Genomic DNA, 12,800 nt, shown 5'->3' on the forward strand with positions numbered 1-12,800 from the left:
CAATATCTGACGAGTCTTGACAGTATTTGACCACACTCGGCGCCGAATCAACAACTAGCTGAAAGCAGGAAACCGCCCCCAAGCGGGAGCGGCTCCATGAGTACAACAAAACCACAGTAAAGCTGTCGGACATTTCGGTCAGACAGGGTGCCTGTGGCTATGTTGTTATAGCTTAGGCTTCGACCAGGAATTCATCGTGCTGACTAACGTCCAGACCCGATTTTTCGTCTTCCTCCGAAACACGTAGCGGCAGAATCAAATCCGTTATTTTCAGTAATAACAGCGACATACCAAAGGCGAATGCTGATACAGCTACCAAGGCAATCATGTGCTCAACGAACAGTCCTGTTTCGCCGAAAGCCAGACCTTCAATCGCAACAGCCGAGTTTACGCCTTTGCTGGCGAAAATACCGGTCATGATCATGCCAACCATACCGCCTACACCATGGCAAGGGAACACATCAAGCGTATCGTCTAAGGTCGACTTCGAACGCAGATGCGCCACGTAGTTAGAAACCATAGCACCGACCGTACCGATAAAGATGGCCGTTGGAATCGTTACAAAGCCAGCTGCTGGCGTAATAGCCACCAGACCAACCACAGCACCGATACAGAAGCCAAGGGCTGATACTTTCTTGCCTTTAGCAGCGTCGAACAGTACCCAAGCCAAACCAGCAGCCGCAGCAGCCGTATTCGTCGTAGCAAAAGCGGAAGCGGCCAGCGGAGAAGCGGCTACTGCCGAACCAGCATTGAAGCCAAACCAGCCGAACCATAATAAACCCGTTCCTAACAACACGAATGGGATATTAGCGGGTGGGAAGAAACTTGCTTCCAGATGTGATTTACGGCGCTTCAGGTATAAAGCACCCGCCAACGCGGCCCAGCCTGCCGACATGTGTACGACCGTACCACCCGCAAAATCAAGTACACCGCGCTTAAACAAAATACCTTCTGGATGCCAGGTCATATGCGCTAATGGTGCATATACGAACAGACTGAACAGAATCATAAATAAAACGTACGACCGGAAGTTAATACGTTCGGCCATTGAACCCGTTACCAGAGCAGGGGTGATAACCGCAAACTTCAGCTGGAAGAACGCAAATACAACTAAAGGAATCGATGCGGCCAGCGACCAGGGCTTACCATCCAGAACACCTTTGAACATGAAGTGATCCATTGGATTACCGACGAAACCACCGATCGACGTTCCGAAGGCCAGGCTGAAGCCAACCACTACCCACAAAACACTGATTACGCCCATGGCGATGAAGCTTTGCAGCATCGTCGAAATAACGTTCTTGTTATTCACCATTCCACCGTAGAAGTACGCTAAACCAGGTGTCATCAATAACACAAGGGCCGTAGCAACGAGCATCCAGGCGGTGTCGCCAGCATTGATACCTTCCGTTACTATCTGCGTCGGGACAGAAGGCATGAAAATAGCTGCCACACTGATAACCAGCAGTATGACAAGAGGAATGTAGTTTGGCTTTTGCATTGTACTAGAGGGGTTTTTGTTGTACTTAATTAAGAAGATCGGTTAAGAAAACGAAGTGATCGTCATTAAAACTTGAAGATGGCCGCCATACCAAGGGTAGTTTGCGACTTAGTCAATGAGCCATCGTTTTTCTCAAACTTATTAGCCGAGTAACTGTCAAGGCGTAATTCTGGCTTGAGCAGAATGTGTCCATCGGCAGCTGTGATGTTGCCCGTAAACGTAATTGAGTTTACACTCGCTCCTGCACCCGTCGCATCAGTCAAGGCCCGCACACCGCTCTTATTGTCAAACACTTCGTAGCGGACGCCGAAAGCAAACTTGTCGGTAAAGGCATAGTTGCTGTAGACCGCAACTCCACCCCACGTTCTTGCCTGGGTTGGGTCGCCGGTTCCAAGAAAACCAGTATTCTGAAAATCGCCTTTCTGCGAACCCGTAGCTGCGTTTAAGCCCAGGAAGAACTTAGGAGTAATTTGATACGTAGTGGTGAGGTCAAAGAGTGAATAGTTCGCATCATCGGCCGGAACACCAGCCACGTCCTGCGAAGCTTCGTTCGAGATGATTCCGTTCAGATAGACATTCCAGCCCGATACTGGTGCAAAGAACAACTGCCCTATAAGTCCTTTTTTCTTGTTGTTATCGTTGAGGTTGTCTACATTGTTAACCACGCCCAACATCAACGACACTCGGTCACTAAACGCATATTGAGCCTTCAGACCGATGTGGTAGAATGGACCATTATTAAAGAGGTTAGACAAAGAGTAGTTGAAGTTCACGGGAGCATCGATAACCTCATACCCAATATGTGTACCGAACTGACCAGCCGTGAATGAGAGTTTTGATGACGCCTTCAGCGTTATGTAAGCCTGCTTGATAGCTAAGGCTGTTGACCCCGATCCCAGCGGACCAATGTTATTACCGTAGTTACCTAAGTCAGCATTTGGTCCAAAGGTTAAGTCCATAACCGCATCGACTTTCTCAGAGCCATAGGCAGCTTTTGCCTGAATTAAGCCAATGCTAAACTGACCAGCCCGCTGGTCAAAGGCACGAGCGTTGCCAACACTCTCTCCGTTTACCCCTAGGTTTGACTGACTTTTGGGATTATTAAAGTTGCCGAAATAGTAGGTATCCATATACCCAGAAAACGTAAACTTTCCTTGAGGTACTGACTCGGTAGGCGTTGTTGCGGCAGCTGCTTCAGTAGACTTCTTCATGGAAACAGCCGTCGTATCCTGTGCTTTTACGGCAGCTCCTGCAAACAAATAACTAAGCAGTAAAATTGTTTTTTTCATACTCTTTATTTTGTTTGGTAGACAAATGGCCTGTGGTTTGTTCGGGACAAATTTTATGATATAAATATTCCCACGCAAGAGTTTTCCTTAAACAATTGAGCTTTTTATCAGTTAAATGTTAATTTTGTTAAAGATATTCTATTAATTAAATGTAAAATACTATAAAAATATAATATTTATAACTTCTCAATATATTCTGCCTTTTTAACATTATGCCAAATAATATTTTGACTACATTTTTCAATATGCAAGCGCTTAGAAATGGGATAAATACAAAAAGGCCCGACCGGTAACCGGTCGGGCCTTTTTGTATTAGTCAGGCGGTTATTATGCCTCAGCGTGAAGCCATGCCTTCTTGGCTAACAACGTCTCTTCATCCTCTACATTTTCAGGATCAGGTACACAGCAATCGACTGGGCAAACAGCCGCACACTGTGGCTCTTCGTGGAATCCCATACACTCGGTACATTTATCACTTACAATGTAGTAAAATTCATTGGAGACCGGAGACTGCGGTGCTTTGCCGCTCACAACTGTGCCATCACCGAAATCTACTTCGGTAAGTTCAGTTCCTCCACCCCATGTCCATTCGACTCCACCTTCGTAGATGGCTGTGTTAGGACATTCGGGTTCACAGGCACCACAGTTGATGCACTCATCGGTGATCATGATTGCCATGAGCAGTACAGATTTATAGATCGTAAAAAATTATCCTCGTGAATTGGACAACAAATATAATTATTTAAAGGTTGACGCCAAACTAAAATTTAATTTACAGGGTTGCTGCAATGAATAACCTTGGAAATAGATTACATGCTGCAATCAGAACGCCTGCAAACGTTCGTGGCCTTGGGAAACTTTCTTCGCTCGGTCGACGCTCAACCCGAATTAGAAGAGATTGCCCAACGTGCGTATTACAAAAATAACTGGTTTGTACCTGCTAACTCGCTGAATGCGTTACGAGCAATTGCTGATGAATTTTTAGTACCTGACAAGCTAACCGAGTGGCTTAATCAGTATTTTCCCGAGTCTACTGACGCTTATACCGCTCCCGTAACTCCTCGCACGGTTGGGGTTGTTATGGCAGGTAACATCCCTGCTGTTGGTTTCCACGACCTGCTTTGTGTATTGATGAGCGGTCACAAACTCCTGGCTAAGCTAAGCTCGCAAGATTTTGTACTTATCCACTATTTAATACAAAAATTAAAAGAGCTTAATCCAGAATTCAACGACTTAATTGAAGAAGCAGACCGCCTAAATGCGGCCGAGGCTTATATAGCTACGGGTAGCAATAATACGGCTCGTTACTTTGAATTTTACTTCGCTAAAAAGCCGAGCATTATCCGCAGAAACCGCACGTCGGTGGGCTTACTGATGGGCGAAGAGAACATGAGCGAGTTCCTAAGCCTTAGCCACGACATTTCGGATTATTATGGCCTTGGCTGTCGTAACGTATCGACCTTGCTGGTACCGGAGGACTATGACTTCACGCCTTTACTCCGAACTCTGGAACCCCAGGCCAAAACGTTTTTAAACAACCACAAGTACCAGAACAATTACGACTACAATAAATCAGTATATCTGATTAATGCCGTTCCACACCTGGATAACGGTTATTTGTTAGTCACTCAGAATGATGGGTTAGCTTCTCCCATCTCGGTAGTGTACTTTCAAACGTATCGAACCCAGGATGATGTGGCTGCCTGGCTCGCCGAACGTAAAGATCGTATTCAGGTGGTTGCGTCGGCTCAGGGCTGGTATCCGGGCAGCATCGCCTTTGGGCAAACGCAACGCCCCAGCCTGACAGATTATGCTGACGGAGTGGATACAATGGCGTTTTTAGCGCAGTTATAGGCCAGCGGACTCGCATGTTGGAGTTCACTGGTTATGTCAATGACCGCAGCGCATTGGCTGCGGTCGTCAGACAATCAGTTGCTTTTCTGCTGGTTCAGGTATTGCGACAGTAAAATATCGGGCTTGCAATTGGCCGACAGCTCTTCGGAATAAGCAATGGCTCGTTCGGTTTCTTCGGTGCCGTATTTAGGCACAAAAAGCGGGGACTGCCCGTAGCGTTCTCTAAACACCAGCACAACAAACGGCCGGCCTCCGTTCTGGATGGTAAACTCCTGCCGACCATCGGCTTTGGCAACGCTCGCTTTGAAAATCTTACCGTCCCATGGATGATCAAAGCCATCCAGCGCCACCAGCGCTTCGTTTTTACTTTCGGGCCCCACGCGCAGGAGCAAGACTTTCAGGCCTTCGCCGGCCCGGTAGACTTTGCAGTATTTACCAACTTCTGGTCGGGCCGCGTTCGGTCGGGCCGCGTTCGGTCGGGCCGCGTTCGGTCGGGCCGCGTTTGATTGACCGCTGGCCTGGCCATAAACCAACAGGCTGATCAAGCTAATCACCGTCAATTGCAGAAATAATCTGTTCATGACTCCTTAGATGAGTTAAGGTCAGTCATAGCCAGGTAAGCGCTCTCCGGGATCTGAATCCAGTAGGTAGCCCCATTCTTTAGCGCCAACTCGACATCAAATGCGCCCTCAAACTTACCTACCCCCGACGCAGCCAGATTATTCTCCTGATGCAGCCGGGTTACGTCCCGAATATCTGCCTGCCGAAAACGAACCGTACCAATATTACCCTCCTTCTTGTTATCCCTGAGGATAAACACACCATCGGTTGTCAGGCTTAGGGCGAACGTATCGAAGACCAACACCACCTGGAAGCCCAGCAGCAGGCCGGCTACATTGCCCGCCGTCACGGTAGCCTTCTCCTGGTCGCTCACTTTCCGGAGCCAGAGCAAGCCGTTGGGCCACATTTTGTCGAGGGTTTCGCCGGGCTGGTAGCCGTAGAAGTCGCGCATCGCGGGGGTGTCGGTCTCGCGCTTCTTGATGTAGAAAAAATAGTAGAGATAGCCGCCGACGCCAGCCATCAGCAACAGTGGAAACAAAGACATAGCTTTTGATCTTAATTGCCTGCAAAACAACTCCTTACTTGGCAGCCACACTGCCCTTACCGCCTTTGGCCAGCCCATTCAGAATCGCGTCGTTCCAACCGGGACCTTCCCGGCTGGCCGGGCCGCTAATAGTAACCGTCTGACCGTCGGTGCTCCAGGCAACTTTCACGCCCGTAGCTTTGTCGGATGGACTAAGGATGATGTTGAGCTTATCGCCTTTAGGCCGCCAGCCTTCGGCGATATAGCGGCTACGCGAGCCGAAAAAGTCGGCAATGGTCGTCATATAGCCCATCGCCAGGTTAAACGACTCCGGGTTTTTGGCCACCGTCGGTGCGTCAAACTTGAAGGTCAGTTTGCTAGCGAGTCCGTCGATCTGCTCTTTGCAGGTTGGTTGCCACTCTTTGGCTTTTTCGGTCTGAACGCTATAACCACACTTCGCATCGAGGGTTGTGTAGCCCGCTTTGTCTGAGAAATCGACCAGCGACTGGGCCATCCGTTTGAAACTATCCCGCCCGCGGGGCTGGCTGGGGGCGGCCAATACAGCCTCCCACATGGTCGGCGAGAGGTTGATCGTAAATAGCTTTTCAACTACATACCCGGTCATCCACACATTACTCTGCTCGATTTTATCGACGAGTTGTTCTTTATTTTCCTGGGCGAATGCGGCTGTATGCAGGAGAAGAGCGAGGGCGACTAATTTGACATTTTTTTTCATGTGCTGGTCTGTTTTGTTCAGGACAAAGGTCAACGGCCGCACCATGCGACACCATACTACCTAAGTAGTATATTTAGCTACTACTTTCGGTGAATTAGTCACTCAATGAAACTGATAATCAAAGTACTTTTGCCGCCCTACTACTTTTGTAGTATTTATTCGACCGACCGTCCGACTCCGTAACGGAACGGTTACATTTGCCCAATAAGCATTCCCGATTTATGACGCGCACTACCTGCTCTTTCCTACTGCTCATTACCTGGGCGCTTCTGACAACAGCCTGTCGGCAACGGGCAACGCCCGCATAGGCCGGTATATCAGCGGAAGATTCTATCCGGGTGTTTCGGCTGTTTGACCAGGCGTATCAGGTGCAACATACCAGCCCCGACAGTGCCTACGCCCTCATCGTGCAGGCCGGGGCGATCTCCCGCAAAAACGGATTTGATCAGGGGCTTTTCAACTATTACAATCAGGCGATGTACAACCGGGCGGCCTACCGGAGCGATTTCAAACTGGCCCGGCGGCTGAGCGATACGGCTATGGTCCTGGTCGAGCACCCGGCCCGCCAGCGATTTCGGATGCTGATGGACTTCTCGCGGGCCATCTTCCACCAGCTTCAGGAGCAGAACGATTCGGCCATCATCTACTACCTCCGGGCTTTGGACAACCAGCAATTTACGCAGGACACGTCGCGCGTTCCGATGATCCAGAACAACCTGGCCATTTTGTTTCACTTTCAGCAACGCGACGACCTGGCTATTGAATACCAGTTGAAGTCTCCGCAACGGGCCATCAGCGACGCCGATACGGGCTCCATGATTGGTAACTATGTCAACTTGTACGGCTTCGAAACAGCTCGAAAAGACACAGCAGCTGCTTTCAAGTATCTGGCGAAAGGCATTACCCTGGCGGCTGGCCCCAAAACCTGGCGTGAGCAGACCGAACTGTACAAGAATGCAGGCGAATATTACGTGGCACGACATCGGACCGACTCAGCCCGGTATTATTTCGGCCGCTACTACGACCTGACCCGATCCCTGTATCCCCCCGCCTATCTGGCCCAGCCGCTGATCGGGCTGGCCCAGGCCGACTGGCTGGCCGGTGACTGGCGGGCGACTAAACGTCGGCTAGGCGAGGTAGCGCGGCTAACTGCTGTCGGCTCGCTGCCGATGCTGGACCGTCAGAATTATTACCAAACCCAGTATCGACTCCTGAAAAAAACCGGGCGGCCCGCCGAGGCTCTGATCGCCCTTGAGCAGTATAACGCAGCCGTCAGTGAGTTTGACAATGGCAAAAAAAACGAGCAGCTTATTCAGTACGACAACAAGGTACGGAAGCTACGCGAAGAAAAGCAGAACGCCGAGCGACAACTAGCCCTGACGAAGAAAAACAATATTATTGCGGCCCTGATCGCGGGGTGCCTGGTCGTCGCGCTGGTGGCTACGCTGCTGGTCTTATACTGGCGTAAGCGCAAAATGCTGGAGTCGGAAAAGCTGGCTAAACTGGAACTGGAGGCTGAATGGACGCAGTTAAAAAGCCGCATGGCTGCCCAACTGGAAGAGCGAAGCCGTATCTCGCAGGAGTTACACGATGAACTGGGCGCAACACTTACCTCAATTTCACTGGCGAGCGAACTCCTGAAACAAAACGCCCGCACCGACTCGCCCGAAGTACGCATCATTGCTAAGGCATCGTCGGAGATGACCATCAAAATGAACGAAATCGTGTGGAGCCTGAACGCTAACAATGATACCGTACAGAGTCTGGTGGCGTACGTTCGAAAATTCTGCGCCGACTTTCTGGACGAAGCCGGTATTCAGATGATCTTTAGCGAAAGCATCATCGACCCGGAGCGCGAACTGAAGGGATTTATCCGCCGGAGCGTCTATCATTCAGTGAAAGAAGCCGTCAATAATATCGTCAAACATGCCGAAGCCTCGAAAGTGGAGCTGACGATCGAAACGATTGACAATGAGTTAGCCATCCTGATCAGAGACAATGGCAAAGGAATGCCCGAAAACGCTGCCAAACGCTGGAGCAATGGGCTTCGAAATATGAAAAAGAATATCGAAACCATCCGGGGGCAGATCAACTGGGTGACCGACAATGGGACATCGGTGCTGATCCAAACACCGATGAGTCTGTAAGCCTGCCAAAGCGAAGCCTAAACCACACGACCGATGATTTCTGTGCTGATTGTTGAAGACAATGAAGACATTCAACTGCTCCTGCAAACTGTCGTGAGCCGCAATGATGACTACAGCTGTATCGGCGTGGTCTCGACCGGTACCGATGCGCTGAAGAAAATCCCCGAACTCCTGCCCGACGTGGTCCTGATGGACATCGGCCTGCCCGACATCAGCGGCATCGACTGCGTCCGCAAACTGAAGCCCCTCTGCCCCAACGTCGAGTTCATCATGTGTACAGTCTACGACGAAGACGAGAAGGTATTTCAGTCACTCGAAGCAGGAGCCAACTCATACATTCTCAAAAAAAGCAAGCCCGAACTCCTCTTGACCGCCATTCGGGAGGTGTACGAGGGCGGCTCCCCCATGAGCAGCGATATTGCCCGCAAGATCGTGGCTAAGATGCAGCGCCAGGGCCAGCCCCGCACCAGCTACGGCATTACGCCCCGCGAAGAAGACGTGCTGAGGATGCTCTCCAAAGGCCTGACCTACACCGAAACCGCCGACCAGTTGTTCATCAGCGTAAAGACTCTGAAGAAGCACATCTACAACATTTACGAAAAGCTTCACGTGGACAACAAAGTCGAAGCGTTGAACAAGTTTTTTGGAAAGTATTAGGTTGATAAATAGACTACTAGACGTACAACTGAAAATGGTTTACTGCCGTTGACGCACTGAGTAGACTAAGCGGCACGACATCGGCTATTTTGTGTTACTTTGTGTCGTTGTTAACACAACGCAGATTATACAACATTAGAATACCTTGCTGCTTAATCAGTAGAACCGAGATCTAGTAACATTTCTTCTTCACTCAATTCCCTTAGATATGAATCCAGTTTTTATTCAAGTGATAAACTTCGACGACAAGATGCCATGCCTTGTCAATGTTAATAGTATAGATAAGGTAGCTAGTACGGCAGGTACGCACTGTGAAATATTCATCACAGGACATTCCAAACCTTTAAAGTCGCTGACTGAATATAAAGATGTCTTGTCGTTGATCGAAGAGGCTACAAGCCGCTTTATAGCAAAAACCTAAGGTATTGGGATGCTCTACTTTACATAGTTGCACTTATACAACACTACCCGGAATTGTACAATTTATACAGCATCAAAACGGGGTGGTGACATCGTATGTCACCACCCCGTTTTGGCTTCAATGAGCAGCTTCTTTTCCAGATGTATGAGCAAAAGTTTACTTTTTCATTCTCACCAAAGGCTCTTATATAAGATGGAGTAGTATTTATACAGTAGTTAAGTAAATGGGGCCATTAGCAGGCCCAGCCAGCACGCCCTCTCTTTCTGACCAACGATCAGCAATAACTGAACCGTTAACCTAACAACTCGACCATGCGCTCGCCATTCACGCCCCAGTTCACCACCTAGCCCCTTGCCCTGCTGCTGAGTGCTTGTCAACCCCAGGACCCCCAGTCGACCCAGGGGCTGGCCGGGGCAACCAAAGTATGGGATCGAACCCTGGGGGGAGACAAAGATGACTACCTGCGTACCCTGGCTACAACGCCCGACGGCGGCTATATAGTGGCCGGCCATTCCGATTCAAACCTGTCGGGCGACAAATCCCAGCCCCGAAACGGCCCTGAGCATAGTGACATCTGGGTGGTAAAGCTGGACAGCGATGGCCGCAAACAATGGGACAAAACCTTTGGTAAAAACGGGTCGGGAACGGATCTGCACTCGGCGGTTGTCGCCCCGGATGGTAGTTATCTGCTGGGTGGGGTGATCAGATTGGCCACCGGCGACGCGAACTTTTGGGTGGTTAAACTAAACCCAGATGGCACCACGCAATGGAAAAAATTTTAAGAACGCCCATCGCCCCTGAGGATGGTCTGTACGGCATGGTGGCTACCGCCGACGGGGGCTTTCTGATTGGCGGTAAGAGCTATTCCCATGCGTCGGGTGACAAAACGGAGGATACCCAGGGCGATGCGGATTACTGGATCATTAAACTGGGTGCCGACGGAACCAAGCAGTGGGACAGAACCTTTGGCGGTACTGGCCATGAGGAACTAAAGAAGATTCTGGCTACGCCGGACGGTGGCTATTTGTTAGGGGGCACCTCCACCTCACCGGTCTCGGGGGACAAAACCCAGGCCAACCGGGGCGTTATGGATTACTTTATGGATTACTGGGTGGTCAAGATCACCAAGGACGGCCAGAAGCAGTGGGACAGAACCCTGGGGGGCGACAACTTTGATTACTTAGAGACGATGGCGACGAGTGCCGATGGGGGTTTTCTGCTGGCGGGCTGGTCTGATTCCAATCGATCGGGAGAGAAAAGTCAAGATTCCCGGGGCCGTCACCATGACTATTGGGTGGTGAAGCTCACGGAGAATGGCCGCAAGCAGTGGGATCACTCGTATAATGCCGAACCGCCCTACGCAGTTGACTACACAGTGACCATTGCCCCGACATCAGATAACGGGTTCTTACTGGGCGGTGGGGTTCATCAGGGTCCCGTCGGCCGGACATCTTACCATTACTGCTTGAGTCGGTATACAAGCGAGGGGAATAAACAATGGGAGAAAATTTTCACAACTAATGAGTCCGCCGACGGGGGAGAAATTGGCTTGTTTGTCCCCGCGCCGGACGGTGGTTTTGTGCTGGGTGGCACGTCGGGTGCTAACGCGTCGGGCGACAAAAGTGAAGATAGCCGGGGCTATCGCGACTACTGGGTGATTAAAGTCAAATAGAGTGGAGCTATAGGGTTTAAAGCAGGTGCTTTCTCACAACCAAATAGACCCTTATCAGGTACGTATTCAGGACCTCAACTACGAATACGTTTGTAACTTTTTCTATTTTGATATCGAGACTACGAACTTCCTATTTCTAACTACTTTCCCTTTACATAATTGGATTTATCGAACAGATAAGGAAAAAATATAAAACTTAGGCGAGCAGTCAATTTGTACTTTCGCCAGTCTCGTTAAAGGTGTAGTATAGCATTATTCATCTACAGTGTTGCCAGTAGTGATAGTCCCCCGCTCGGCGTAGTCTCCAGACTACGTCGCAGTGTTATCCGGTCTCTGACCAGTGTAAAATAGCCTACAACTCCGGTCAGAGATGGCACCGGCCACCCGGCGGATAACACCTGAGCGTAGTCTCCAGACCACGCTCATCGATAGTAGTCTTAAAGGATAGTATAGGTATAAAAATCAGCGATCTGATACTGAACTGATGTGAGCCGCAACAATTTGCCATGTCCCACCCAGGCTATGCCAAACACGCGTGTAGCGAAACCGACCGGCAAATGCCTGGTTCTGGAAGGCTCCCTGTATATCCATAAGGGCAAAAACGATAGCCACTTCAGAAAAAAACTGAACGGTGGTCTCCTGAGGTATCATCGTCAGAATGCGCAGTGAACCATCCCGGTGAGCCGCTATATCGTCCGTCTTATTCGATAACCGACCATCGGTTCCACTGACAATTGCCTGATCGGATATAAGCCGATCAAGTTCATGTACATCGCTGGCAAGCATAGCGTTGAGAAGTCGTTTCTCCATTTCCTGAATTTGCTCCAACCGGTTCATAACAACAAGCTTGTTTATCTCTTCCACAAAAATCAAGGCATATCGTTCAAAAGAATGCTCGGTACAGCTTGATAATTAATCTGTATGGGTTGAGATCAACGTAGCCAGTTTTCAGATTCCGGTTCGGCATAGTCTGAAGATTACGCCGAACGTTTCCGACATTTCATAATCGCCAACGGTCAGCACCCGTGCGTTTACAAATTGTCGGTGCTTTTCAGCGCCCAGAAGATAAGCACGGGCTGAAAAAATAAGCGGATAAATCGTTTCTGATCTGTATCCAAACCGAAGGCGTTTCGCCGATTGACGTACTGCGAAATGTTGCCGGGAAAAATAGCCGTAAAAAAAGTGGCCGCTACCTTGCCAACGCCCTGCTGGTGCGCTTCGTCGGTTAACACCAGGCTGCTACCTAACGCAATTTCGGCGATGCCCGAGTAAACAACCGTGTCATCTTTCGCTAAAGGCACCCAATCCGGCACCTGCGCCCGAAACGCTTTCCGTGCAACGGTCAAATGGCTTATCCCGGCATATACCAAACTACCTCCCAGCAAAATTCTGGCCCATTTCTTTACAAGTTTCTCGTTCATGGCAATGAGTGCGTTATA

14 protein-coding genes are annotated in these 12,800 nt (G+C 49.8%); 5 read left to right on the plus strand and 9 right to left on the minus strand.

Annotation, left to right across the window (positions count from 1 at the left end):
• Positions 1-172: 172 nt before the first annotated feature.
• The 3 genes from ACFSUS_RS01985 to ACFSUS_RS01995 form a co-directional block, all read right to left on the minus strand.
• On the minus strand, positions 173-1,501 hold the full coding sequence (locus ACFSUS_RS01985) for an ammonium transporter (RefSeq protein WP_381518328.1): 1,329 nt from the start codon (positions 1,499-1,501) through the stop codon (positions 173-175).
• Between the two features lie 65 nt (positions 1,502-1,566).
• Positions 1,567-2,790, minus strand: a complete 1,224-nt coding sequence (locus ACFSUS_RS01990) for a porin (protein ID WP_381518330.1) — start codon at positions 2,788-2,790, stop codon at positions 1,567-1,569.
• 327 nt (positions 2,791-3,117) lie between these two features.
• Positions 3,118-3,468, minus strand: coding sequence for a 4Fe-4S dicluster domain-containing protein (locus tag ACFSUS_RS01995; protein WP_381518333.1), 351 nt, complete (start codon positions 3,466-3,468; stop codon positions 3,118-3,120).
• Positions 3,469-3,603: 135 nt separating this feature from the next.
• Between ACFSUS_RS01995 and ACFSUS_RS02000 the strand changes: the two genes are divergently transcribed.
• Entirely contained in the window at positions 3,604-4,644 is a 1,041-nt protein-coding gene (locus ACFSUS_RS02000; protein ID WP_381518335.1) for an aldehyde dehydrogenase family protein, read from the plus strand.
• 74 nt (positions 4,645-4,718) lie between these two features.
• On the opposite strand, the gene ACFSUS_RS02005 is transcribed toward ACFSUS_RS02000, so the two are convergent.
• From ACFSUS_RS02005 to ACFSUS_RS02015, 3 genes are read right to left on the minus strand one after another with little or no spacing between them, the layout of a single operon-like run.
• Positions 4,719-5,225: a hypothetical protein gene (locus ACFSUS_RS02005; protein WP_381518337.1), complete on the minus strand. Its 507-nt coding sequence runs from the start codon at positions 5,223-5,225 to the stop codon at positions 4,719-4,721.
• Positions 5,222-5,749, minus strand: a complete 528-nt coding sequence (locus ACFSUS_RS02010; protein ID WP_381518340.1) for a hypothetical protein — start codon at positions 5,747-5,749, stop codon at positions 5,222-5,224. The genes ACFSUS_RS02005 and ACFSUS_RS02010 overlap by 4 nt, the downstream gene beginning before the upstream one ends.
• Positions 5,750-5,783: 34 nt before the next feature.
• Positions 5,784-6,464, minus strand: a complete 681-nt coding sequence (locus ACFSUS_RS02015) for a hypothetical protein (protein WP_381518341.1) — start codon at positions 6,462-6,464, stop codon at positions 5,784-5,786.
• Positions 6,465-6,802: 338 nt separating this feature from the next.
• Here ACFSUS_RS02015 and ACFSUS_RS02020 point away from each other — a divergent pair, with 338 nt between their 5' ends.
• Together ACFSUS_RS02020 and ACFSUS_RS02025 are read left to right on the plus strand one after the other, a co-directional pair.
• The gene (locus ACFSUS_RS02020) at positions 6,803-8,611 is read left to right on the plus strand and encodes a sensor histidine kinase (protein ID WP_381518344.1); all 1,809 of its coding nucleotides are present in this window, start codon (positions 6,803-6,805) and stop codon (positions 8,609-8,611) included.
• 33 nt (positions 8,612-8,644) lie between these two features.
• On the plus strand, positions 8,645-9,268 hold the full coding sequence (locus ACFSUS_RS02025) for a response regulator transcription factor (protein WP_381518347.1): 624 nt from the start codon (positions 8,645-8,647) through the stop codon (positions 9,266-9,268).
• A 636-nt stretch (positions 9,269-9,904) separates the two neighbouring features.
• On the opposite strand, the gene ACFSUS_RS02030 is transcribed toward ACFSUS_RS02025, so the two are convergent.
• Entirely contained in the window at positions 9,905-10,201 is a 297-nt protein-coding gene (locus ACFSUS_RS02030; RefSeq protein WP_381518350.1) for a hypothetical protein, read from the minus strand.
• Here ACFSUS_RS02030 and ACFSUS_RS02035 point away from each other — a divergent pair.
• The gene (locus ACFSUS_RS02035) at positions 10,190-10,471 is read left to right on the plus strand and encodes an NHL repeat-containing protein (protein WP_381518352.1); all 282 of its coding nucleotides are present in this window, start codon (positions 10,190-10,192) and stop codon (positions 10,469-10,471) included. The genes ACFSUS_RS02030 and ACFSUS_RS02035 overlap by 12 nt on opposite strands.
• Positions 10,456-11,361, plus strand: a complete 906-nt coding sequence (locus ACFSUS_RS02040; protein WP_381518353.1) for a hypothetical protein — start codon at positions 10,456-10,458, stop codon at positions 11,359-11,361. The genes ACFSUS_RS02035 and ACFSUS_RS02040 overlap by 16 nt, the downstream gene beginning before the upstream one ends.
• Positions 11,362-11,823: 462 nt before the next feature.
• On the opposite strand, the gene ACFSUS_RS02045 is transcribed toward ACFSUS_RS02040, so the two are convergent.
• Positions 11,824-12,198 (minus strand): nuclear transport factor 2 family protein, encoded by a 375-nt coding sequence (locus tag ACFSUS_RS02045; protein ID WP_381518356.1) that lies wholly within the window; start codon positions 12,196-12,198, stop codon positions 11,824-11,826.
• A gap of 194 nt (positions 12,199-12,392) precedes the next feature.
• A complete protein-coding gene (locus ACFSUS_RS02050; RefSeq protein WP_381518358.1) occupies positions 12,393-12,782 on the minus strand; it encodes a DoxX family protein in 390 nt (129 codons plus the stop codon).
• Positions 12,783-12,800 lie beyond the last annotated feature (18 nt).

It is taken from the genome of Spirosoma soli (assembly GCF_042684525.1).
Classification (GTDB): domain Bacteria; phylum Bacteroidota; class Bacteroidia; order Cytophagales; family Spirosomataceae; genus Spirosoma; species Spirosoma soli.